Below are 24,917 nucleotides of genomic sequence, written 5' to 3'. Positions count from 1 at the left end.
TGGTTATATGGACCGGCGACCGGCGAGCCGAGCACCGTGAGGTGCCGGGTGAGTATCAACGACACTCACCCGGCACCTCACGGTGCTCGGCTCGCCCAGTCGGCTACGCTGCCCGCTTCACCGCCCGCGTCTCTTCGAGAATCGTCAACAGGCCGCGGTAGTGGTGCTCGAACGTCCATGCCTTCGCCGCCTCGCGGGCTGACGCTGACGCCGTCAGGCGGACGGCAGGCTCGGTGAATCGGGCGACCGCGGCCCCGAGTTCCTTCGCGTCGTGCGGGTCGTTCACGACGACGCTGTTCGACGGGGCGAGCAGTTCCGCCGCGCCGTTGTACCGGGTCGTGACCACCGGCAGGCCGCACGCCAGGGCTTCCAGCACGACGAGCGAACACGGGTCGTAGAACGTCGGGTGGACCAGGAAGTCAGCCGCGAAGTACGCCTCCTTCGGGTCCTTGCGGAAGCCGAGGAACGACACGCGGTTGGCCACGCCGAGCGATTCCGCCAGCCGCTCGTACGGCTTCGTCTGCGGGTCGCCGACGACGACGAGGCGGAAGTCGCGGTCGCGCGGCACGTGCGGCAGTGCCTTCAGCAGCGGGGCCAACCCCTTGAGCCGGTAGTTGGTCGCGATGAACAGCCCGATTGACGTGGCCGGCGGCACGCCCCAGCGGTCGCGCTCGTCGGCCCGCCGTTTGAGGCGGTCGTCGGCCGCGAACCGCTGCGGGTCGATGGCACTCCGCAAGACTCGAATGCCGGCCGGCGTCTCACCGTAGAACTGCTCGAAGTGCCCGCGGACCATCTCGCTGTTCACGACGATCGTGGGGCGGTGTTCGCCGAAGTACTGCTTGCGTTCCAACTGCGAGTACGACCAGTTCGCCGGGTCGAACCACTTACCGACGCTCGCGATCCACTGCGATGCGCGGCCGGCGTGCTTCAGTTGGTTGTGGGCGTTCGTCGCCGCGTGCAGGCCGCCCTGCGGGTAGAGGATGTCCTGCCCCCACGTCTTGTCGAAGCCGATGCTCACGTCCGGCTGCGCGATCCGCAGGGCCACTTCGCACGCGGCGGCGAACTTCCAGGCGCGAATGGACCGCGGGCCGGACGGCCGGGCGATGCGGTAGAAGTGCGTGGCCGCCGGCAGGGCGGTGGCGTCCCACCCCGACGCAAACAGGTGGACGGCGTGGCCGTCGCGAGCCAACCGCCGGGCGAGGTCGCTGATGTACGTCTCGCACCCGCCGCGGGCCGGGACGACGCTGGGGTGACAGAGGGCAATGTTCATGGAGTCCGTTCCAAGCGGGCCGTGATTCGGGTATCAACCGTTCGCGTGTTTCTTGTTGTGGCGGTCGTACCGCTTCCACTTGATCCGCACCGGCCCCCGCAGCCACTCGCGCGGCGAGTTCGCACTGCCCCATTCGCCGCTGCGGTAGAGCTTCCAGAACCGCAGCCGGTCGCGGTCGGTGATGCCCGACACGCCGCCCGTCGAGAACAACAATTGTGCCAAGTCCTTCACCTGGTACCGCAGGCGGAAGAGGCGGTGCAGGCCGAGGCGGTGGAAGTCGATCATGAACACGCGGCCGTGGAACGTCGGCGGCACCCCTTCGCAGTCGGCGCTCGGCAGGTAGAAGTGGCAGAGGTACAGGTCTTTGTGGAAGGCCCGCCGCCGGTGCAGTTCCCGCGAGAGGCGGGCGATTTCACCCACGAGGCCGCGCTTCCACTTCGCGAAGTCGGCCGACGACAGCGTGCGGAACGCGAGCGGGATCGCCTCGTTCAGCGGTTGCATCCCGGCGAGCGCCTCGACCGCGAGGAAGCTCTGGAGCTTGCCCCACGGCCCGCGGAACTCGCCGGCCGCAACGGGCCGCGCGACGGGGATGCCGTGCTCCTCCGCCCACCGCAAGTGTTCCCACTCGGCCAACCCCGGCGACACCGCCCGGCACGGCAACAGCGTCGCCAGCAGCCCTTGCCAGCGGGGCAGTTCGTAGTGCCGCTTGAGGTACAGGTTCAACGGGCGACCGGCGTCGTTGGCGAGCGGCCAGTAACTAATGCTGCGGCCCTGCTTGGCGTGCAGCGGGTCGGCCGCCGCGTCGTGCATGACGCGAGTCGACCAGTCCGGGCCGGCGAACTGCTCGAACCCGGGCACGGCGACAATGCACCGACTCCCGCGGAGCAGGCGGCCGAGGACCGAATGCGACGGGCACGGCGTCAAGCGTGGAACAGAGGTACTATTCATGCGCGGTTCACCGCCATTCGAAGAACGCGGTCCTGGAACGCCGGCGTCGGGGCGTAACCGTCCAGCACGCGGCGGCAGCCGTCGGCCGAGAGCGGCTGGCCGAACGAGCGGAGGAGGTCGACGAGGTCGAGTTGCCGAGCGCGGTCGGTCAGTTGCCGCACGAGGGCCGCCCCGTGCGTGGGATCGACCGTCACCCGCGGGCCTTTGTTCGTGGGGAGTACGCGAAGTGCCTCCCGTGCCGGGCCGAGTATGCAGTCGGCGTCGTGGATGCTGCGCACGATGCCGCCGAGTTGGCCGAGCAACCGCTCGCGTTCCGTCGGGTTGTCGCCCGATCGCGTGAGCCAGGCATCGAGCGTCACGCTGCCGGCCGGCAGGTTGTGCAACAGGAACGAGTCGGCCGGGCCGAACCGCGTGAGCCGTTGGCCGAAGGCAAACAACTGCGGCACCGGCACGCCAGCTTTTTGAAGGTGGAACATCAGCCGCGACAGGTTCGCCGCGGGGGACCGCCACGACTTCCCGCGAAGCACCGCCAGACCGCGGCCGAGCCAGTCGGTCGTGCGGAAGCGGAGGAGCGTGGCCGCCCGGTCGTCGGCGAGCCGAACGCCGAGGCGTTCGCCGTCTTCGACGGTGGCCGTCGGGTCGAGGTAGTACGGCGAACAAACCGCCGGCCGTGGCCAGAGCTTCGCGACTTCGGGGATAGCACACACAGCCTCGTCGGCCAGCCACACGAGTCGCTGATTGCGGCTCAGTGCGTTCGGCTGCCGCTGATCACGGACGGAGGACTTCGCGAGGAGTTTCTGTGATTGAACGCGGACCGCACGGGCGAGTGAGGACAGGTTTTGTTCCCTCCCTCCTTGCGGAGGAGGGTTAGGGAGGGGGGTAACTCTCTCCGAAGGCGATTGACCGTCTACCACACGAGGTGAAGGAGAATGGTCGGCACTCAGTACCAGTTTGTCCATCTTCTGCTGATACGCCCGCAGTGCCCGCAGCCGTTCGCGCGGCGTCGCGAGCCATTCGGTCAGCGTCGCGTCCAGGGTTGCCAGCGATTCCCGCCGCGCGTCCGCGTCCGGCCTTCGCCCCGGTTGCGACGACTGCCAGTCGAGGAGCGTTGGCGAAAACGAGCCGGGCCGCACGAAGACGTGCTTCGCCGCCAAGTCCGGCGTGTCGAACCCGGCCGCGTGCAGGGATGCCAGCGATTCGCCCAAGCGGACAGCCAGCGTGCGGCGGTCGGTCGGTGACAGTGCGGCGTCACCAAGCACGTCTCGTAGTTCGCGGCAGCCGGTCAGTTCATCCACCAACAGGAAAGCCCGGCCGTCGCCGTCCTCGCCGTAGGCGATCCAGTGCGGCCCCGGCAGGTTGGCGTCTTCCAATCGTTGCAAAATCTTCGCCTCACGTTCCGACCGCGACACCGGGCCGAAGCCGTCCCGCCGGTTGCGCCGCCGCACCCGCCAGCCGACGATGAGTTCGCGCTTCAGGAACAGGTTGCGGGTCGCGCCGCCCGATCGCACGGCCACTTGCAAAACGTGCCGGCTCGGGTGCCCGGAGACGATCTCGCCCGGCAGGTTCCAGACGGCTGTGCTCGTCGTCAGGCCGCACTTCGCCAGCCAGTGGCGGTAGCGCGGGTGGACGACCAAGAAGCCGCGGTCCGGCTCCGGTTGCGAAACCACGATCTCCGGCTCGCGGAGCTTGAACGCGGGGGCGAATTCCGTTTCCACGGGCGGCGGCATCAAGTTAACCAACACGGCGGGCCTCCTGCCCAGCGGGGAACCGGGCCAACAACTCTTGGGACGCGGCGAACACGTCCGTCTCGCTCAAACTCGTCATGCACTGGTGGTGGCCGAGCGGGCAGATGCGCTGCTGGCACGGCCCGCACGGCAACTTGTTTTGCAGGTGGACCGCCTTCGCGAAGTGCGTCTCCGTCCAGGCGATGTGCGTCGGGCCGAACAGCGACACGACCGGCACGCCGAACGCCGCCGCGAAGTGCCGCGGGCCGCTGTCGGTGGTGACGAGCAAACTCAGCCGCCGCACGACGGCTTTCGTCAGCCCAATCGAGAGATCACTGCCCGCGAGTGAAATCACGTTCGCCCGGCCGCTCTGCTCGGCGATGCGGTTGGCTTCTTCACGCTCCGCCGGGCCGCACAGCACGACGACGGCGGTCGAACGCTGATCGGCGAACCGCTTCGCCACCTCCGCGAACTGGTTCGTCGGCCAGTGCTTCGACGCCCCGAACGCACCGCCGGGGTTCAGGCCGATCACGCGGTTCACACGGTTCAGCCCGTGTCGCAGCCAGAACGTCTCGGCCGCTTGTTCGTCGGCCGGCGTGGTGAACAGTTCCATCCGCCGGCCGGGGTTCGGCACGCCGAGTTGTTCGACGAGGCGGTTGTAGTCGTCGAGAACCGGCGTCGGCTTCGGCCGGCCGTCGTTGCCCCGCGTGGCGTACAGGCGGCGGGTCAGCAGGGCGTCGCGGAAGTAGCGGGCGTAGCCGACGATGTACCGCGAGCCGGCGAGGCGGGCGAGCAGGGCCGGGCGGAACGAGTTCGGGAACAGCACGGCCGCGTCGAGTTTTTCGTCGGCGAGGCGGTTCAGCACGAAGCGGAAGCGGCGGTGCCGCGGGCCGGACTTGTCGAACGGAATAAGGTCGTCGAACCACGGCGACCCGGCGACCGTGTCCGCAACGTAGGGCTTGCTCACCGCCAGCAACCGGGCCTGCGGGAAGTGGTCGCGCACGGCCCGGATGGCCGGCGTGGCCATCACCACGTCGCCGATCCAGTTCGGGAGAAAGAGAGCAATCGTCCGCATCCGTGCGTCCTTAAAGTCGATTCACCACAGAGGGCACAGAGAACACAGAGAAGAACCAAATTCAGGGTTGGGTTTCCGACCGCTCTTCGGTCCCTTCCTCTGTGTTCTCTGTGCCCTCTGTGGTGAATCGATTCAGCATTTCCGCGAAGGCTTCCTCGCCCTCGATCAGTTGGAAGCCGATCCGCAACGCCCACAGCTTGCGGCCGCCGAGGTCGGCGACCCGCAGTTTCACCCAGTCTTTTTGCGTCGTTACGATCACCGCGTTCGGCGGCAGGTCGGTCGCCCAGCGGGTCAGGTCGGCCACGTCCTCGCGCGTGTAGGCGTGGTGGTCGGCGAACGTGCGGAACGCGACCGGCGGTGCGCCGAGTTGCGTCAGCAGGCCGCGGAACGCTTCCGGGTTGCCGATGCCGCAGAATCCCGCGACCGGCGTCGCCTTGAGCACCTCCAGCGATTCCGTGACCCCGTCCGGGCCGACCAGTTCCATCGGCCGGTGGACCGCCTTGGCGACAGGCTTCGTGGGAAAGCGTTGCTTCAGCCACGCCGCCTGTTCGTCCGCCGTCGAAGTTTGGTCGCACCGCGTTAGCACCAGCACGTCGGCCCGGCTCAGTCCGGCGATCGGTTCCCGCAGCACGCCGCGGGGGAACATCGCCTCGCCGGCTAGCAGTGCCGTCGCGTCGATCAGTACGATGTCGAGGTCGCGCGTCAGCCGGCGGTGCTGGAAGCCGTCGTCGAGGATGAGTACGTCGGCGTCGAGTTCTTCCACGGCCGTCATCGCCAGTTGAACGCGGTCGGCCCCTTGCAGGTGCGGCACGTCGGGCAGGTTCTCTTCCAGCACCATTGCCTCGTCGTTGCGGTTGTGCTCCGCCCCGTAGCCGCGGCTGAGAATCACCGGCCGCACGCCCCGTTCCCGCAACAAGCCAGCCACATACTCCACGCACGGCGTTTTGCCGGTGCCGCCGAGGGTCAGGTTGCCGACGCTGATGACGGGCACGGCCGCGCGGAAGGTGTGCTTCCAGCCGCGGTCAAAGAGGCGGTTCCGGAGTCGCACCGCGAGGCCGTAGGGCCAACTGAGCAGCCGCAAGCCGGCGCGGGCGGTCGCCGCAACCGGCCCCCGGCGCTGTCCGCGAATGATCTGGTGAAACGACTCCGACCCCATGATGGCGAGAAGGGTAACACGCGGAAATCGGGGGCGTCAATTGCGAGTGGGAAAGCGGCGGGACGGTCAGTTGAGCGTGATCATGTTGGAGAGGGGAGCGCCGCCGGTGATCGGCTCGACCCACATCGTCGTGGGAGTGCGTCCCCCACCAATTTTCGGGACCGTAATCGGCTGGCGGGGGCCGAGCGGCATGCTAAAGGCGTAGTTACCCGTGCCGTCGAGGGAGCGGTAGACCAACCGCACGAGGGTCGGGTCGGTCCGGCCGTTTTCGGTTGCGACCGTCACCGCGAACGTGTTGCCGGCGATCCACTGTGCGTCCGAGAGGCGATACCTGCTTCCCCCCACGGCCGGCACCCCGACCATGCCGCCGCGGTTGTTCGGGACGCCGAAGCCGTCGCGGCTAGAACTCGTGCCGAAGCCGAAGGTGAAGTACATGCCGACGCCGACGCCGAGCGTCATCAAGATCAAGAGGCTGCCGAAGATGAGCGGGGCGACGTGACTGCTGCTCCGCTTCGGCTTCCGCCGGATGGGCCGGTCGTCCTCGTCGTCGAAGTCGTCCCGGGATCGCCCGTGGTCGTCATCGTCGCGGCGGCGGGACCGCGGGCGTTCTTCGCCCCGGTCGTCGCGCTCACCCCGATCGCGTGGCCGTTCGCCGCTGCTACTTTTGCCGGACGACCCGGCGGGTTGTTCGACGGTGAATTGCTTGTTGCAGTCTTCGCAGAGGACGGCCTGGCCGACGAGTTCATCGCCGACGACGAGCTTCGTCTCGCAGTGCGGGCAGCGGATCTTGATGTCCATCGGTCAGCCCTGGGCGGGGTGTCACCGCGACTTCGGCTTCGGCTTCGGCTCGGGGGCGACCTTCTTACCGTACTCCTGGCCGGTGGGGCAGTCGGGCCGCAACGGGCAGTCGGGGCACTTCGGCTTTTCCTGGCAGATCGTCACGGCCAGCGTCGAGAAGCGGTCGGTAAAGGTCGGGCCGCTCGACTTCGGGATGTAGTGTTCCAGCGAGGTGCGGACCGCCTCGAGGTCTTCGACCTCGCCTTCCCCCTCGATGATGCCCAACCGCCGCAGGGCGCGGATGGTCGGCTCGTCGAGCGGGATGGCGTGGCCGCCGAGCGCCCGTTGGATGACCCACGCGACGCCGAAGTCGGTCATGCCGGTGAACCGGCCGAGTTGCTTGCCGGCCTGCTTCAGACCCTTCTTGTCGAGGTCGGTCAGTTCGAACGAGTAGTACATCTCGAAGACGTAGTGCAGGATCTCGTTGATCCGCTGGGCCTTGCGGCTGGCGTCCGGCACACCGGCGATCGCGTCGGCGATTTCCGGCACCGTGCTGACGCGGACCTCGTTCCAGTCGAAGAACGTGCCCTTCATCTTGGCGAACACGGCGTTCGCCTGCTCGGTGGTCGTGCCCTCGCGGACGACGGCGTACAGCACCTCTTCCAGCACCGGCCGGGCCACGGGGTCGGCCGCCGGAGGGAATTTCTTATCGAGAACTTTGATCGACTTCGTGAGGAGGTCTTGCTTGTTCATAATCGCCAGCATGGCGGGAGGCTCACGGATTCGCGGACGCGGATCAGTGCGGGATGCGGAGTGCCGGGTGCGGAATGAAAGGCCGAGTGACCGGCTTGCTATTCCGCGTTCCGCGTTCCGCGTTCCGCGTTCTTGGGCGCCGAGTCGTCCTCTTCGGCGTCCGCATCGTCCTCGTCGTCGTCGATCTCTTCGTCGTCGGCATCGACCGCACCCTCGGTGGCAACGGCCGGCCCGGCGGACCGGGCTTTCTCTTCAGCCAGGATTTTACTAATCTCGATACTCTTCTTCACCCCTTCGTCCAGCACAAACTGGATGACCGGCATGAACCGCGTCGCGAGTTGCTTGGCGATCTTCGACTGAATGAACCCGGCCGCGTGCTGGAGGCCGTAGAGCGCGAGTTGCTGCTGCTTCTCGCTGCCCATGACCGAGACGTACACCTTCGCGTGCTGGAGGTCCGCCGCCACCTCTGTCCGGGTGACGGTGACGTTCTTGACGCGCGGGTCTTTGAGTTCGAACAAGATGGTCGTGCTCGCCACTTCGCGAATGACTTCGCCGATGCGAGCGAGCCGGTGAGATTTCATTTGGTCGGGTCTTGGGGTCGAAGGTTTCAAATCTAGCGGAACGACGAACGCTGGCATTTTACCGATTCACACGTTCGAAACGCCGCCGGCCAGAACAACGGCGAGCGTCGCGGCGTAAGCGCGACGTGTCAACCTGCGGGAAGGCACGTCGCGCTTACGCCGCGACGCTCGTCCGAGAATAAGCAATCTCACCCGCCTCACCGCCCCACTTCAATCTCGCCGTCGAGGTATTCGGCCACCGGGTGCGCCCGCAATGCTTCGGCGATCTCCTGTAGGACGCCCTTTACACCCGCGTGTTCAGGGCCGACGGCGGCGATGCCGAGGGTGACGACTTTCACGTCATCGAGCGTATCGACTTCCGCCGCAGCTACGTTGAAGCTGTTGCGCAGCCGATCCAAAATCGACCGCACGACCTGCCGCTTGTCCTTCAGCGTGCGACTCGCCCGCAAGAGCAGGCGGGCACGAAGCGAGCCGACGAACACTATTCAACCACACTGGTCAGTCGGTTTTCGGTTACCCGCTGCGGTTCTGCTTTCGGCCGACTGCGGGTTGCAATCCACATGGTTACGAACATCGATACGGCCGGCACGTAACGAAACCGGGTAGAGTTTTCGATCGGGAGCCACCCCGTCGCTGTTCCCACGTCCGCAACAAGGGTAAATGAACCGAGAGTCCCAAGGAACATTAGAGCCGCGAACCGCCACGGATGTCTACGCCGTAGCGCGAACATGTGGCGGTCCCAGCGGCTAGCTCGCATTTCAACCCCCTAACCCCCGCCGCGGTTACAGCGTCCGGTACTTGATCTCGATCTTGAACGCCTCGATCACGTCGTCGACCTTCACGTCGTCGAAGCCGGTGATCTTCATGCCGCACTCGAAGCCCTCGCGGACTTCCTTGGCGTCGTCCTTGAACCGCTTGAGCGAGTCGAGGCCGACGACCTTCTCCGACGGCGGGAAGATGACCACGCCCTGGCGGATGACCCGCACGCGGGCCGAGCGTTCGATGACGCCGCTGGTGACGTAGCACCCGGCGATGGTGCCGGTCTTGCTGATCTTGAACGTGTCGCGGATGACCGCCCGGCCGAGGTGGACGACCTCCTCGATCGGCTTGAGCTTCCCTTCCAGGGCCGACTTCACGTCGTCGGTCAGCTTGTAAATGATGTCGTACTCGCGGAGGCTGACGCCCCGCTGCTCGGCCAGCCGCAGGGCGGCGTCGTCGGCCGTCACGTTGAAGCCGATGACCAGCGTGTCGGCCGGCGACGTGAGCGCCAGTTCCACGTCCGACTCGTTGATGGCCCCGATCCCGGAGTGCAGCACCCGCACGCGGACTTCCTCGTGGACGAGTTTCTCCATCTCCTTCTTGATGGCTTCCACCGACCCGCGGGCCTCGGCCTTGATGATGACCTTGAGTTCGGTGATCTTCTGGGCCGCCTTCGCCGCGTTGAACGTGTCAAGGCTGATCGGCGTGAAGCTCGACAGTGCCGACCGCTGACGGCTGGACTTCCGGACCTCGGCGATCTCGCGGGCGGTGCTGAGGTCTTCGACCACGTAGAACGGGTCGTCGGCGTCCGGCACCTCGTCCAGCCCGGTGACCTTCACCGGCGTACTCGGCCCGGCCTCATCGATCTGGACGCCCATGTCGTTGTACATCGCCCGGACGCGGCCAAAGGTGCTGCCGCACAGGAGAATGTCGCCCTTGTGGAGCGTCCCCTGCTGGACGATCAGCGTGGCCTTCACCCCTTCGTCGGAGTCCTGGTACGCTTCCAGACACGTCCCGGAGCCAGGGTGCTGGGGGTCGGCCTTCAGCGGCGGGTCGGCCAGTTCCGCGACGAGCAGAACTTGCTCGAGCAGTTCGCTGATGCCCTGACCGGTGGTGGCGCTCGTCTCGACGAACGGCACGTCGCCGCCCATGTTGTCGGGCAGGAGTTCGAGTTGGTACAGCTGCCGCCGCGTCTTATCGACGTTCGCGTTCGGCATGTCGATCTTGTTAATGGCGACGATGATGTCCACGTCGGCGGCCTTCGCGTGGCTGATCGCTTCTTCCGTCTGCGGCATGACGCCGTCGGTCGCCGCGACGACGATGACGACGATGTCCGTGACCTTCGCCCCGCGGGCACGCATCTTCGTGAACGCCTCGTGGCCGGGGGTGTCGAGGAAGGTGACGTGGTTGCCGTCCTTCTCGACCTGCCACGCGCGGATGACCTGCGTGATGCCGCCGGCCTCGGTGGAGACGACGTCCGACTTGATGCCGTACTCTTGGCGGATCTTGTCGAGAAGCGTCGTCTTGCCGTGGTCGACGTGGCCCATGATCGTGACGATCGGCGGCCGCGTGACGGCGAGCGCGGGGTCCATTTCCTCGGCCCGCTTCTTGTATTTGTCGAGGACCTTGCTCTCGGCCGTCTCGCGCTCCTTGAGCTTGAGCGTGATGCCCTTCTCGATGGCGATGAGTTCCGCCACCTCGAACTCGACCGGCGAGTTGACGGCGTAGAGCTTGTTGGTTTCCTTCACCAACCGCTTGCTCAACTCACCGACCTTCATCCCGATGGCCTCGGAGAGCGACCGCACCGTGATCGGCGGGGCGATTTCGACCGGGCCTTCCTTCTTGACCACCTGCTGCTGTTGGCGGCGCTTGAGCTTGCTGAGGAGGGCGGCACGGGGGCCGCGGCGGGAGCCGTGCTTCTCCTCGATCATGTCCACGCTACCGCCGGTCCCGATGACGACGGAGTTGCGGTCGGTCGAGGTGCTGCCGCCACGCTGGCGGGCGCGGTCTTGGCGGTTCTTGTGGCGGGCGTCGCCACCGATGACGCGGGCACCGCCCGGGCCTTTCGGCTTCTCGTCGTCTTCCGTCACCACCGGGCTGGGGTCGCCGGGCTGACGGGGCAGCATCGCCGGGCGCGGCGGGCCGCCGGGCCGTTGGGCTTCGCCGCCGGGGCCGCGGTTCGGGCGGTTGGCATCGCCCGGCGCGCCAGTCGTGGTGACCTCACCGGTCTTCTGAATTTCCTTGATGTCCACCCGCTTGCCCTGCTGGGCGAGCTTGCGGATCTTGTCGAGCATTTCCGGCGTGAGCTTGGTCGGCTGGCCGGTCTTCGGCGGGGCGACCATCGGCGGCCCCTTGCCGGTGTGCGGCTTCGGCGGGCCGCCAGCCGGCGCGTGGCCGGGGCCATGGCCCGGTCCGCGACCGGGGTTCGAACCGATTTGACGGGGGCCGCCCGGGCCTTGCGGCGGGCGTGGGCCGGCGGCGGGGCCACCCGGACCTTGTTGCGGCGGGCGGGGCGCGCCGGGTTGCGGCGGGCTGCCCATCGGCCGGGCGGGGTTGTTACCCGGACCCATGATCGGCCGCGGCGCGCCGGGTTGCGGTGGGCGACTGCTACCCAGGGTCGGAACACCGGGGCGGGACACGGTCGGCGGAAGCGTTTGCCGTTGAATTTGTTGCGGCGGCAACGGTGCCGGAGCGGTCGGGGGCGGCGAGACGGCGGCCGGGGCCGCGACGGGCGGCGTCGGCTCACTCGGGACCACGGTTGCGGCGGGAGGCGTCGGCGTGGTCGGTTGTTCGACGGGCGGAACTGTGACGGTCGGTGCGGGGGCGGCGGGCGGCACGACGGGAACTGTCGCGACGGGCGGCGCTACCACTGGCTTCGGCGGCAGCGGTTTGGGCGGGGCTTTCCCACTGAGGTTCTGAATCTTGGCGGCTCCGAAGGTCGGGAGTTTGGGCGGCGGGGGCGGGACGACAGGCGCGGCGACAACCGGTTCGGGCGCGGGTGGCGCTTCCGGCTCGGCGGGAGCTTCCGCAACGACGGGTTCCGGTTCCGGGGTGGGCAGTTCGGCGACGGGTTCCGGAGCGGGCGGCGTCACTTCGGCCGGCTTCGCGGGAACCTTGGCTTTGGGAAGGTGCTGAATCTTCGATTCAATTTTGCCGGGCGGCGGCATCGTGGCTTTGACGGTCGGCAGCGGGGCCGCGGTGGGCGAACTGGCGCGCGGGCCTTTCTTGGAGCGGTCCTTCAGCGCATCGACTTGATCGCCGCTCAACCCCTTGAGTTGGTTCTTCACTTCGGCGAAGCCCAATTCCTTGCAGTAGTCGAGCAGTTGCTTCGACTCAAGGTTGAGTTCCTTCGCTAACTCGAACACCCGAATCTGTTTTTCCTTCGGTTCTTTCGTTGGCGTATTCGACAAGCGCTACTCCTTAAGGGGTGGCCGCGGCACCCCAGTTTCCCCGCCCCCCGCCTCCCGATCCGGGTGCGAGTAATAGGCATTCTAACTTGAATCAAATTTCCGAACAGGGGGACATTTTCCCCGGTCGAAACCGCCCACCCCGCGCGAGCGGAACATTCGGCCACCGATTTCGCGGCGGCATCATCGACAACTACCTGACGTTCAGCATGTTTTGAGTGTCGGCCGTTCATGCCGACGGCTCCGTTTCCTGGGCCGCAACTGCCACGACTTCGCCCTCGTGAGTGGGTACTTCGGCCGGGGTTTCCCCCTCCGTAGACACGTCCGCCGCCAGCGTGTTCGCGTTTTCTTCACCGGCCGCGGCGGCTTCTGCCGCCTTGGCCGCCGCTGCTTCCGCTTCGACTTCGGCCTCGGCTTCCGCCACGGCGGCTGCCGCCGCCGCGTCCGCCTCGGCTTGCGCCGCGGCTTGTGCCGCGCGTTCTTCCTCGACACTCGCTTCCATGTGGTCGGCGTACTCTTCCGCGTAAGCGATGACTTCCTCGGCCTGTTCCAGCGGGATGTCGGTGAACTCGGCCAACCCCTCGCCGTCCAGGAAGGTCAGGTCGTTGTACGACAAAAAGCCTTCGCCAATCAGCGTTTGCACGTGGTCTTCGGTGACGTTCGGCAGTTGCGCGAACCACCGCTCGGCCCGTTCCAGCCCTTCCGCCAACTCCTCGTGGGTCATGATCTCGATGTCCCAGCCGACGAGCTTCGACGCCAACCGGACGTTCTGCCCGCGGCGGCCGATGGCCAGCGAAAGCTGGTCTTCCGTCACCAACACCAACGCACGGCCGAGCTTTTGGTACGTGAACACTTCCGAAATCTGGGCCGGCGACAGGGCGTTCGGGATCAACACTTGCAGCGAGTCGTTCCAGCGAACGATGTCGATGCGCTCGCCGTTGAGTTCCTCAATGATGTTCTTGATCCGGCTGCCGCGGACACCAACGCACGCCCCGACGCAATCGACTTTCAAGTCGATGCTGGAGACGGCCAACTTCGTGCGGTAGCCGGCTTCGCGGGCCACGGCGCGGATGTCGATGGTGCGGTCGTCGATTTCCGGAATCTCGTCCTCGAACAACGACTTCACGAAATCCGGGTGGCACCGGGAGAGAATGATCTTCACCCGCTGCCCGGCCTTACGGACTTCCAGCACGACGGCCTTCACCCGCTCGCCGAGGTGGTGCGTCTCGCCGGGGATTTGCTCGCTGCGCGGCAGCAGGGCTTCGCTCTTGCCGAGCGACACGATGGCCGTGCCGGCGTCCACGCGGGTGACGGTGCCCTGGATGAGTTCGCCCTTCTTGCCGGAGAACTCGTTGAAGACGGTATCCGACTCGGCCTCGCGAATCTTCTGGATCATCACCTGCTTGGCCGACTGCGCCGCGATCCGGCCGAGGGTGACGGGGTCGATGTCCGTGGCCTCGCTGTCCCCGGTCTTGACCTTCGCGGAGATTTCGCCGGTCGCGCGGTCGATCAGGACCAACACGCCTTCCTCGACCTGGAAGTGTCGTTCGGCCGCCAGTTGGATGGCCGACTCGATGCCCGTGAAGATGATGTCGCGGGAGATTTTCTTCTCCTCGTGCATCTTTTCAACGAGTTCGAGGATGGCCTTCCCGGTCGCGGCAGGCTTCTTGACTTCAGGCATGGTGAACCTCAGCAGTAGGCAGAATCCGTCGGTGCGAGTCCGTTCGACAATTACGCTTCGATCCGTCGACCAGTGTGATCGAACCACAGGCAGCGGTCAACAGGGCTAAACCAGTTTACGGGGGTGCCGACCCGGGGCGGCGCGTCGGACGACCACCCCACCCGGACGCGGCACCGGCCGCGCGCCGTTGTGAGTAGCCACCCGCTGCCGACCGGTTCGGCCGAGATGACCAGCCACCCGCGGAAGTTCGCCCCGTTGGGGGAATCCTCCTCGGGCGGCCGAAGGTGAACATCTTCGGGCCGGATGCCGAGCGTCAGGTTGGGAGTCGGTTGGGTCGCGACCCGCCGGGCGAGTGCCGGGGGTATTGTCACGTCAACCGACCCGTCCTCCGAGACGAATTTCGCCGCGGAAGGATCGCCGCCACACACTCGCCCGTCGATTAAACTCAACTGGCCCACGGAAAACGCCACGAACCGGTTGTTGGGTCGGTCGGCCAACTCCTCGGCAGTGCCGAGTTGTTGAATCCGTCCGTCTCCCAACACGCCGACGCGGCGGCCGAGGGCCAGGGCATCGATCGGGTCATGAGTGACTAGAAGTATTGTGTGCAGGGAATTGCCGAGGATCAAGTGCAGATCGTGACGAATTTCCGACCGGAACACCGGGTCGAGCGCGGCAAACGGCTCATCGAACAACCACACCCCAGCTTGCCGGGTCACGACGCGGGCCAGGGCGACCCGCTGTTTTTCACCGCCGGACAGTTGGTGCGGGAAGCGGTCGAGCAAGTGCGAAATGCCAAACGGATCGGCAGTCGGCACGGGCGTGCGGCGTCCGACAGCCAGGTTTTCCTGCACGGTCAAGTGCGGGTACAGCCCCGCCCGTTGCGGTACGAATGCCACGCCGCGTTCGTGCGGCGGCACACGATTGACGAGTTTGCCATCGAGGAAGATTTCGCCCGTGTCTGGGTCGTCCAGCCCGGCGATCAGCCGCAAGAGTGTGGACTTCCCCGACCCGGACGGCCCCAACAGCACGAGTCGGTCCCCGGCCGGCACGTCGAGGTCGAGTGGGTGCAGGCCGACGTTGGGGGCGAAGAGTTTCGAGACGCCGCGGAGGGTGAGCATGGGGTGAGTTTAACGAATGACCCGTCTCGCCAACACCACGGCTCCCTTCGCCGGTTCCTCCACCGGCGTGACCACCCCCGGTGTGACGCCGAGTTCCCGCAGTTCGTCCAGGAATAGCCGGCGGTACAACTCGCTGTGCAGCAGCAATCCGCCGGCGAGCGCAATCGGCAGCCCTTCGCGCGGCAGGCCGTGATTCGCCACGGCTCCGAACGCCGTTCGTGCGAAGTCGGCGACTTCGTTCCGCACGATTTCGCCCGCCACGGCATCGCCTTCGGCCGCGGCTTCCAGCACCAGAGGGGCCATCCCCGCGATGGCGGCCCGGTCCCACGGCCCGCGGTACACGGCCGGGATCAAACTCGGCGCGTCGGCCACGTTCATCCGCTTCACGAATCGCTCGACCAGCACGGTCGGCGACCCTACGCGGTCATGCGCGCGACACGCCGCCCGCAATGCGCGGTGCGCGATCACATACGCACTCCCCTCGTCGCCGAGGGTGTAGCCCCAACCGCCGCACCGGCCGACCTTGCCGTCCGGCGTTTGCACGAACGCGATTGACCCCGTTCCCGCGATGACCGCCAGCCCCCAGCCGTCCGGCGTGCCGGCCGCGAGGAGCAGCGTTGCATCGTTCGAGACGCGCACCGTCTCCGACACGGCCGAGCGGTTCGCCCAACTGTGGATGATGTCCAGCCCCTCCTGCCGATCGACGCCGGCGAGGCCGAGGCAAATCGCCCCGACCTTCGCCCGCGGCAGGTTGGCCGTGCGGAATGCCTGGTCGATGGAGTCGTCGAGGGCTTTCAACGCCGTCTCGACGCCGACGGATTGAATGTTCGACGGCCCGCCCTCTGCCCGGCCGAGGATTTCGCCGGTCGCGGCGTTCGCAAGTAGGGTGCGTGTGTTGGTGCCGCCGCCGTCGATGCCGAGGACGAGGTCGGAACGAAGGGGGCGTTCCACCGTTGCGGTCGTCTTCAGCGAAGAACCGACGGCGAGACGAATCCGCCTGCCGGCCGTGTGCAACTTCTGCCGCGCTTCCGCCGGCGGCACGTTCGCGAGATGCGCGACGATGGCCGTTTTCACTTCACCGCTGCTCGCTTTCAACAGCCCATCGACGGCGGCTTCGTCCAGTCCGGTGACGGATCGCACGATGCGGTTGGAGCGGGCGACGAGCTTCCGGTTCGTCGCCTTGAGATCGACCATGAGGTTGCCGAAGGCTTTGCCGAGGCGGACCATCGCCCCGGTCGTGAGCATGTTCAGCACCATCTTCGTCACCGTGCCGGCCTTCAGCCGCGTCGAGCCGGTGAGGACTTCCGCCCCGACCACTGGCGCGATCGGCAGATCGACTTCCGGTCCGAGTTCCGAGGGCGTCGTGCAGACGACGGCGAGCGTGAACGCGCCGACGGATCGCGCGTGTCGCACGGCCCCGATCACGTACGGCGTGCGGCCGCTGCTCGCGATGCCGCACACCACGTCGTTCGCGGTCAGGTTCAGTTGAACGAGGTCGGCCTCCCCTTGCTCCGGCGAATCTTCCGCCCCTTCGACGGCCTGAAACATCGCCCCCCGACCGCCGGCGATGAGGCCGACGACCTGCGACGGATCGGTCTGGAACGTCGGCGGGCACTCGCTGGCGTCCAGCACGCCGAGCCGGCCGGACGTACCGGCCCCACAGTAGATGAGTCGCCCGCCCTTGCCGAGCCGGTCCGCGATGGCGTCGATGGCCTGGGCGATGGCCTGCTTCTGCGTGGCGACGGCGACCGCGAGGGTGGCGTCTTCGCGGTTCATCAGTTCGACGATCTCGACCGAGGTGAGTTCGTCCAACCGCTCGGACGCCGGGTTGCGGGCTTCGGTCTGAAGGTGGTCGAGCATGTCAGCGGGCCGCGGGCTTCGGTTTCAGGGCGGCTGATAGCAGGAGTGCCACCAGCACGGTGGTCCCGGCCCCCAACGGGGCGTACCACGGGAACGCGAGTGAGGTGGTCTTCTTATCGGCCGGGAACCAGGCCGGCACATTCGCCTTCAGCCAGTCCTGGGGGCCGTCGAACGACGGCAGGTAAGCCAGCCCGACCACGACGGCCCCGGTCAGCAGTCCCGCGATGGCCGACGACGATGACACCGGCTTCTTCATGCGGCCCAACAGAAACAGCCCCAGGATCAGCCCCGTCGTCAGCCCGGCCACGGCCAGCACGCGGTCCACGACGCTGCGCTCGCTGCCGATGCGGTAGGCGAACACGGCCACGCCCATCTGCGCGACGCCCCACACCACCGTCATCACCCGTGACAGCAGCACGTAGCTCGCCTCGCTCTTGTTCGGCACGAGCGGCTTATAGAAGTCCGTCACGAGCGCGTTCGCGGAACTGTTCAGCGACGACGACAGGGTGGACATGGCCGCCGCGAGGATGGCGGCCACCAGCACGCCAACCACGCCGACGGGCATCTTCGTGACGATGAACAGGCCGAAGACTTCGTCCTTCGTCGCCGTGCCGGGGTTGAACGTGCCCGTCTTCGCGGCCACGAACAGGCCGACGCCGACAAGCAAGAACAGCAAGAACTGCACCGCGACGGTGAACCCGCTGAGCACAAGCGCGAGCCGGGCGTTGCCGAGCGACTTCGCACAGAGGTAGCGCTGCACCATGAGTTGGTCGGCCCCGTGCGAGGCCATGCTGAACACCGCCCCGCCGATGAGGCCGGTCCAGAACGTGTACGCCTTCGTCACGTCGAAGACCGGATCGAGCCAGATGAACTTGTTCGCGGCCGAGCCGACTTCGAGGTACTGCTGCCAGCCGCCGTCGAGTTGCACGATCACGAAGACGCCGGCGAGAACGGCCCCGGCGATCTTGATGACGAACTGAATCAGGTCAGTCCACAGCACCGCTTTCATGCCGCCGAGGAAGGTGTAGACGATGGTCACGACGCCGACGAGCAGGATCGACGTTTCCACGTCGAGGCCGACGTACTGAATGACGAGGGCCGTCAGGAACAGCCGCAACCCGTCGGCGATCGTCCGCGTGACGAGGAACAACCCGGACGCCACCCGCTGAACCGCCGGGCCAAACTTCTCGCGAAGCACTTGGTACGCCGAGAAGAGTTCGCCTCGCATGTACAGCGGCAACAGCAGCCACGCGACGAGGCACCGGCCGATGATGTAGCCGAACGCGAGTTGGATGAACGTGAGGTTCCCGCCGTCGGGGTTGTACCCGACGCCCGGCACGCTGAGGAACGTGACGGCACTCGTCTCGGTGGCGACGATGGAAATGAGGACCATGAACCAACCGACGTTCCGCCCGCCGACGAAGTAGGCTTGCAGATCTTTCTGCCGCCGCGTGAACCACGCCCCCATGAGCGTCATCGCGAAGATGTACGCGGCCACGATAATAAGATCGACGGTCGAAAGGCGGGTAGACGGCATGGGGGAAGGATACGGACTTCATTCTGTAACGCCCCTGTAACCGCAACCGGGCACTTCGCGAGACACGCACGTCGAAATCGTCTAAACCCATGAGTGGGGCGTCACGCCCCGATTGGTCGCCTCTCTCTTGCCGGGGTTTTCGGATGAACCACTTCTCTCGTTTGCACGTCCTGTTGGGAACGACAGTCTTTGCCAGCTTTGCCGTCGCCGTGCTGCTCTTCGCGGCCGAACCGCCGCCGGCGAAATCCCGCCCGGAGATGTGGAAAAAAGTGGACGACGCCATCAACAAGGGGCTGCCGAAGACGGCCGTGCAAGAACTGGAGCCGATCATCGAGTCGGCGTTGAAGGACAAGGCGTATCCCGAGGCGGTGAAGGCTATCTGCAAGAAGATTGCCTACGAGGGGAACGTCCAGGGGAACAAGCCGGAAGAGAAGATCACGCGGATGCAGGCCGAGATCGCGAAGGCACCGAAAGAGATGGTGCCGATCATGGACGCGGTCCTCGCCAACTGGTACTGGCACTACTTCCAGCAGAACCGCTGGCGGTTTCAGCGCCGCACCGCGACGGCTGCCGCCCCCGGCAACGACTTCACCACCTGGGATTTGCCGCGACTGTTCGCCGAGATCGACAAGCAGTTCACGAAGGCCCTCGCCGCCGAGAAAGAACTGAAGGCCACGCCGATCGCCACCTACGACGCACTACTGGAAAAGGGCACGCAGCCCGACAGTTACCGGCCGACGCTGTTCGACTTCGTCGCCTTCGAGGCCTTGCACTTCTACGCCGCCGGCGAACAGGCGGGGGCAAAGGCCGAGGACGTTTTTGAATTCGATGCGAACAGCCCGGCCCTCGCGCCGGTGGAGGAGTTCCTCAAGTGGCAGCCGGCCACCACAGACGCCGACTCGCCGAAATTGAAGGCGTTTAAACTCTATCAGAACCTGTTGACGTTCCACCAGGACGACAAGGACAAGGCCGCGTTCCTGGACGCCGATCTGTTCCGGTTGCAGTTCGCCCACGCGCACGCCTTCGGCGAAGAGAAGGCCGCCCGGTTCAAGGCCGCGATGAAGGCGTTCGCCGACAAGTACGCCGACCACGAACTGTCGGCGATGGCCCGCCACCACTGGGCGGCCGTGCTGCATGGTGAGAATGAATTCGTCGAGGCCCGCGCGATCGCGATGCAGGGGAAGAACGCCTTCCCGAACAGCACCGGCGGGAAGATGTGCCACAACCTGATCCTGCAAATCGAGGCGAAGGACGTGCAGGTGCTCACCGAGCGCGTCTGGACCGACCCGCTGCCGGTCCTGCGGGTGAAATACCGCAACGTCACGAAGGTCTACTTCCGAGCGGTGAAGACCGACTGGCCGGCCCGGCTGACGAAGGAACACTGGCGGCCCGAGTACTTCCACGCCGCCGACCAGAACACCTTCACGAAGGCGAAGCCGGACCTTGAATGGTCGGCCGACCTGCCGGCCACGGAAGACTACCTGGAGCGGTCGCAAGACGTGCCCGCACCGAAGGGCCTGAAACCGGGGTTCTACTTCATCCTCGCCAGCGTGAAGGCTGATTTCTCCGACGGCGACAACATGGTCACGGCCACCGATGTCTGGGTCAGCGACCTCGCGGTGGTGATCCGCCAGGGTTGGAATCCCGGCAAGCTCGAAGGTTTCGTGCTCACGGCCAAGGGCGGCGACCCGGTGCCGAACGCAAAGGTCCGCGTGTGGGTGCGGAACAACCAGGACAACAGTGTGAAGGAAGAGGCGGCCGTCACCACCGACGCCAACGGCCTGTTCGCTGTCAACGGCCCGGCCCAGCGAGCGATTTTCCTGCTCGCCACGCACGACGGCCAGGCACTCGCCGCCCAGAACGAGCACTACCTCAACACCCAGCCCGAGAACTACCGGCCGCACACACAGACGGTCCTGTTCACCGACCGCTCGCTCTACCGGCCGGGTCAGACCATTTACTTCAAGGGCATCTGCCTGTTCGCCGACACGAAGGCCGACGATTACAAGGTGCAGGCGAACCGCAAGGTCACGGTCGTCTTCAACGACCACAACGGTAAGGCCGTCGCGCAGACGACCGCCACCTCGAACGGCTTCGGCTCGTTCAGCGGCACGTTCACCGCGCCGCGGGATCGACTCGCCGGGCAGATGCACGTTCTCGTGCCGGGCGAGGGCGGCGGGGCCGTTCACTTCAACGTCGAAGAGTACAAGCGGCCGAAGTTCCAGGTAACGGTGGACGCCCCGAAGGACGCCCCGAAGCTCGGCGGCGAGGTCAAAGTCGTCGGCAAGGCGACCGCGTACACCGGCGCGGCGATCAACGGCGCGAAGGTCCGCTACCGCGTGACCCGCGAGGTCCGCTGGCCGGCGTGGTTCTACGACTGCTACTACTGGCGGCTGCCGCCGAACCCCGGTGCGGCCCAGGAGATCGCGCACGGCACGGCCACCACAGAGGCCGACGGCACCTTCAGTGTCACCTTCACCGCGAAGCCCGACCTGAGCGTGCCGGAGAAGGACGAGCCGACGTTCCACTTCACCGTTCACGCGGACGTGATCGACACCACCGGCGAGACGCGCAGCGGCAGTAAAGGCGTCGTCGTCGGCTACACCGCCCTCCAGGCGACGCTAACCGCCGACGAGTGGCAGACGATCGAAAAAGACGTGCTGCTGAAGCTGGCCACGACCACCCTCGACGGCGAGGGACAAGCCGCGAAGGGCGTCGTGAAGGTCCATACGCTGAAAGCCCCGGACGCGGTGCAGCGGCCCGACATCCTCGGTCAGCCGGTTCAACCGCGGCCCGGCCGCGGGCGGGGCGGGAAGGTTCCGCCGATGCCGTTGCCGCGGCCCGATTCCAGCGACATCCGCACGTGGGCACTCGGCGAAGTCGTGAAGTCGCTCGACTTCGCCACCGAGAAGGACGGCAAGAAGGAACTCGGCGTGAAGCTCGAAGTCGGCGTCTATCGCGCGATCGTTGAGACGCAGGACCGCTTCGGCAAGCCGGTGACGGCCCAACTGAACCTCCGCGTCATCAACCCGGCCGACGCGAAGCTGGGCATCAAGGTACCCGAACTGTTCGCCGCACCGAAGTGGACGCTCGAACCGGGCGAGGAGTTCGCCGCCGTCTGGGGCACCGGCTACGACCGCGGCCGGGCGTTCGTCGAAGTCGAACACCGCGGCAAACTAATTCAGAGCTTCTGGACCGACCCAGAGAAGACGCTCGTTTCGATCAAGCAAAAGATCGACGAGGCGATGCGCGGCGGCTTCCAAGTCCGCACCACGTTCGTCCGGGAGAACCGCGGGTATCTGGAGAGCCGGCACGTTGACGTGCCGTGGAGCAACAAGGACTTGACGGTGAAGTGGGACCACTTCGTGTCGAAGTTGGAGCCCGCGAAGAAGGAGACGTTCACGGCCACGATCACCGGCCCGAAGGCAGCGAAGGCCGTCGCCGAGATGGTCGCGGCCCTCTACGACGCCTCACTGGACGCCTACCTGCCGCACAACTGGATGCAGAAGTTCAACGTCTTCCGCCAAGACTACTCGCACCTGAACAGTAGCTTCGAGAACGCGGCAAAATACCTCTGGCACTTCCGCGGCAACTGGAGCCAACCGTACCAGAGCGTTGACCTGCGATACCGCGCTCTGCCGGCGGACATCACGGCGAACCTCTGGGGATACATGTACCTCGGCCGCGGCGGAACAATGCGGTTCGCCACCCCGGGCGGAATGCCGCCGGCCCCGGCCTCGCCGATGGCGGCGGACGCCGTGAAGGAGGATGGCCTGCAAACATTAGAGAAGGCGACTTCGGAGGGACTTGGGGCGGATCGTAAGCAGGCGAATCGCGGCCTCGGACTTGATGGGCGAGACGAGGCCGGCAAAGACAGTGGCGGTGATGGCCCCGATCTGAGCAAAGTCGCGGCCCGGAAGAACTTGAACGAGACGGCGTTCTTCTTCCCGCAACTCGCATCCGGGGCCGACGGCAGCGTGAAGATGGAATTCACGATGCCCGAGGCGCTGACGAAGTGGAAGTTCATGGGCTTCGCCCACGACAAAAACCTGAAGAGCGGCTACCTGCAAGACGAGGTGGTGACCGCGAAGGACCTGATGGTGCAGCCGAACCCACCGCGATTCCTGCGGGAAGGCGACGTGGTCGAGTTCACGGTGAAGGTCAGCAACCAGTCGGCGACGAAGCAAGTCGGCCGCGTGCGGCTGAACCTGCTGAACGCCCTCACCGCCCAACCGGTGGACAAGGAGTTCGGCAACGCGGCCGGCGACCAGAGCTTCGACATCCCGTCCGGCGAATCGCGCAGCTTTGCCTGGAAACTGACCGTGCCCGACGGAGCGTACCCGATCATTTACAAGGCCGTCGGCGGCACCGATCGCCTCAGCGACGGTGAAGAGGGTATGCTGCCGGTGCTGTCGAAACGGGTGCTAGTGACGGAGTCGATTCCGCTGCCGATCCGCGGCAAGACGACGAAGACGTTCGAGTTCCAGAAGCTGCAAGACGCGGCGAAGTCGAACACGCTGAAGAGCCAGTCGCTGACCGTGCAGATGACTTCGCAGCCGGCGTGGTACGCGGTGCTGGCCCTGCCGTACCTGATGGAGTTCCCGCACGAGTGTACCGAACAGACCTTCAACCGCCTGTACGCGAACTCGCTGGCGAAGCACGTCGCCGCGAGCGACCCGAAGATTCGCCGCGTGTTCGACACCTGGAAGAACCTCCAACCCGGCGCGCTCGATTCGCCGCTGGAGAAGAACCAGGACGTGAAGGCCGCGATGATCGACGAGACGCCGTGGCTGCGGGATGCCGTGAGGGAGTCGGAAGCCCGCCGTAACGTCGGCGTGCTGTTCGATGAAAACCGCCTGAACGACGAGACGGGCCGCCTACTCAAGAAGCTCGGCGATCAGCAGCGGGCCGACGGCACGTGGCCGTGGTTCCCCGGCGGGCCGAAGAACGAGTACATCACGCTGTACATCGTCACCGGCTTCGGCCGCATGCGGCACCTCGGCGTGAAAGCGGATGCCGCCCCGGCAGTGAAGGCTGTCACGGCCCTCGATGCGTGGGCCGACGAGCAGTACAAGTGGATTCTCAAGCACTCGCCGGACCCGGAGACGAACCACCTGTCCTCGACGATCGCGCTCTACCTCTACGGCCGCAGTTTCTTCCTGCAAGACAAGCCGGTAGCGAAGGAGCACCAGACCGCTCTCGACTACTGGCAGCGGCAGGCTCGCAACCACTGGCTGAAGCTCGCCAACCGACAGTCGCAGGCGCATCTCGCCCTCGGTCTAAAGCGATTCGGCGACAAGGACACGCCGAAGGCGATCCTCGCGAGCATCAAGGAACGCTCCGTCTCGAACGAAGAGATGGGCATGTTCTGGCGGGACACGGAACTGTCCTGGTGGTGGTACCACGCCCCGATCGAGACGCAGGCCGTGATGATCGAGGCGTTCGACGAGATCATGAACGATGCGGCCGCCGTCGAGGACTGCAAGGTCTGGCTTCTGAAGCAGAAACAGACGCAGAACTGGAAGACGACAAAGGCGACCGCCGACGCCGTGTACGCCCTACTTCTACGCGGTGACAATCTGCTGAAGTCCGACGCGCTCGTGGAAGTGAAACTCGGCGGCGAGGCGATCAAGCCGGAGAACGTGGAGGCCGGCACCGGCTTCTACGAGCAGAAGTTCCAACGGGGCGAGATCAAGCCCGAACAGGGCAAAATCACCGTGACGAAGGCCGACGCTGGCGTGAGCTGGGGCAGCGTCCACTGGCAGTACCTCGAAGACATCAGCAAGGTTACGCCGCACGACGGCACGCCGCTGAAGTTGGAAAAGAAGCTGTTCAAGAAGACACTAACGAAGAAAGGCCCTGTGCTGGAAGCCGTGACGGGGCCGGTGGCGGTCGGCGACGAGATCGTGTGCCGCGTCGTCCTCCGCACCGACCGTGACATGGAGTACGTCCACCTGAAGGACCACCGCGGTAGCGGCACCGAGCCCGTGAACGTGTTGAGTCAGTACAAGTTCCAAGACGGGCTGTACTACTACGAGAGCACGAAGGACGTGGCCACGCACTTCTTCATCGACTACCTGCCGAAGGGCGTGTCCGTCTTCGAGTACACCGTCCGCGTGCAACTCAAGGGTCAATACCCGACGGGGCTGGCGAACATTCAGTGCATGTACGCCCCGGAGTTCAGCAGTCACTCCGAGAGCATCATGTTGGAGGTGAAGTAGGGCGGCGCCCCCACCCGTCGCCGCGACGGGTGGGCTTTCAGTCTTTCTGA

14 protein-coding genes and 2 pseudogenes are annotated in these 24,917 nt (G+C 66.1%); 1 reads left to right on the top strand and 15 read right to left on the bottom strand.

Annotated elements, in window-relative coordinates:
- Nucleotides 1-103: 103 nt before the first annotated feature.
- The 15 genes and pseudogenes from PX52LOC_RS07125 to PX52LOC_RS07060 all read right to left on the bottom strand — a co-directional run bounded on the left by PX52LOC_RS07125 (nt 104) and on the right by PX52LOC_RS07060 (nt 18,646).
- The gene (locus PX52LOC_RS07125) at nt 104-1,270 is read right to left on the bottom strand and encodes a glycosyltransferase family 4 protein (protein WP_149109437.1); all 1,167 of its coding nucleotides are present in this window, start codon (nt 1,268-1,270) and stop codon (nt 104-106) included.
- A gap of 33 nt (nt 1,271-1,303) precedes the next feature.
- On the bottom strand, nt 1,304-2,218 hold the full coding sequence (locus PX52LOC_RS07120) for a lipopolysaccharide kinase InaA family protein (RefSeq protein ID WP_149109436.1): 915 nt from the start codon (nt 2,216-2,218) through the stop codon (nt 1,304-1,306).
- Entirely contained in the window at nt 2,215-3,960 is a 1,746-nt protein-coding gene (locus tag PX52LOC_RS07115; RefSeq protein WP_149109435.1) for a lipopolysaccharide kinase InaA family protein, read from the bottom strand. Before PX52LOC_RS07115 ends, PX52LOC_RS07120 begins: the two co-directional genes overlap by 4 nt.
- Nucleotides 3,950-5,017 (bottom strand): lipopolysaccharide heptosyltransferase II, encoded by a 1,068-nt coding sequence (waaF, locus tag PX52LOC_RS07110; RefSeq protein ID WP_149109434.1) that lies wholly within the window; start codon nt 5,015-5,017, stop codon nt 3,950-3,952. The genes PX52LOC_RS07115 and waaF overlap by 11 nt, the downstream gene beginning before the upstream one ends.
- A 61-nt stretch (nt 5,018-5,078) precedes the next feature.
- Complete coding sequence (gene lpxK / locus PX52LOC_RS07105) at nt 5,079-6,173, bottom strand: tetraacyldisaccharide 4'-kinase (protein WP_149109433.1); 1,095 nt, start codon at nt 6,171-6,173, stop codon at nt 5,079-5,081.
- Between the two features lie 66 nt (nt 6,174-6,239).
- Nucleotides 6,240-6,971, bottom strand: a complete 732-nt coding sequence (locus PX52LOC_RS07100; RefSeq protein WP_149109432.1) for a zinc ribbon domain-containing protein — start codon at nt 6,969-6,971, stop codon at nt 6,240-6,242.
- A gap of 21 nt (nt 6,972-6,992) precedes the next feature.
- Nucleotides 6,993-7,715: an endonuclease III domain-containing protein gene (locus tag PX52LOC_RS07095; RefSeq protein WP_149109431.1), complete on the bottom strand. Its 723-nt coding sequence runs from the start codon at nt 7,713-7,715 to the stop codon at nt 6,993-6,995.
- A gap of 86 nt (nt 7,716-7,801) precedes the next feature.
- On the bottom strand, nt 7,802-8,284 hold the full coding sequence (rbfA, locus tag PX52LOC_RS07090; protein ID WP_168218849.1) for a 30S ribosome-binding factor RbfA: 483 nt from the start codon (nt 8,282-8,284) through the stop codon (nt 7,802-7,804).
- A gap of 197 nt (nt 8,285-8,481) precedes the next feature.
- Complete coding sequence (locus tag PX52LOC_RS07085; RefSeq protein WP_149109429.1) at nt 8,482-8,766, bottom strand: DUF503 domain-containing protein; 285 nt, start codon at nt 8,764-8,766, stop codon at nt 8,482-8,484.
- Between the two features lie 300 nt (nt 8,767-9,066).
- Nucleotides 9,067-12,453 carry a translation initiation factor IF-2 gene (gene infB / locus PX52LOC_RS07080; protein ID WP_168218848.1) on the bottom strand — a complete coding sequence of 1,129 codons (3,387 nt, stop codon included), beginning with the start codon at nt 12,451-12,453 and terminating at the stop codon, nt 9,067-9,069.
- A gap of 226 nt (nt 12,454-12,679) precedes the next feature.
- The gene (gene nusA, locus PX52LOC_RS07075; protein WP_149109428.1) at nt 12,680-14,131 is read right to left on the bottom strand and encodes a transcription termination factor NusA; all 1,452 of its coding nucleotides are present in this window, start codon (nt 14,129-14,131) and stop codon (nt 12,680-12,682) included.
- Nucleotides 14,132-14,181: 50 nt separating this feature from the next.
- The gene (locus tag PX52LOC_RS07070) at nt 14,182-15,249 is read right to left on the bottom strand and encodes an ABC transporter ATP-binding protein (protein WP_149109427.1); all 1,068 of its coding nucleotides are present in this window, start codon (nt 15,247-15,249) and stop codon (nt 14,182-14,184) included.
- Between the two features lie 9 nt (nt 15,250-15,258).
- Nucleotides 15,259-16,158, bottom strand: a pseudogene (locus PX52LOC_RS43780) (N-acetylglucosamine kinase); the annotation flags it as partial.
- 78 nt (nt 16,159-16,236) lie between these two features.
- Nucleotides 16,237-17,109: pseudogene (gene murQ / locus PX52LOC_RS43775) on the bottom strand (N-acetylmuramic acid 6-phosphate etherase); the annotation flags it as partial.
- Between the two features lies 1 nt (nt 17,110).
- Complete coding sequence (locus PX52LOC_RS07060) at nt 17,111-18,646, bottom strand: sodium:solute symporter family transporter (RefSeq protein ID WP_149109426.1); 1,536 nt, start codon at nt 18,644-18,646, stop codon at nt 17,111-17,113.
- Between the two features lie 143 nt (nt 18,647-18,789).
- Here PX52LOC_RS07060 and PX52LOC_RS07055 point away from each other — a divergent pair, with 143 nt between their 5' ends.
- Nucleotides 18,790-24,867 (top strand): alpha-2-macroglobulin family protein, encoded by a 6,078-nt coding sequence (locus tag PX52LOC_RS07055; protein ID WP_149109425.1) that lies wholly within the window; start codon nt 18,790-18,792, stop codon nt 24,865-24,867.
- The last annotated feature ends 50 nt before the right edge of the window (nt 24,868-24,917 follow it).

The sequence above is a fragment of the Limnoglobus roseus genome, from assembly GCF_008254045.1.
In the GTDB taxonomy this organism is placed as follows: Bacteria; Planctomycetota; Planctomycetia; order Gemmatales; family Gemmataceae; genus Limnoglobus; species Limnoglobus roseus.
The sequence above is the reverse complement of the archived record's forward strand: the minus strand, read 5'-3'. Positions and strand labels throughout refer to the sequence as shown.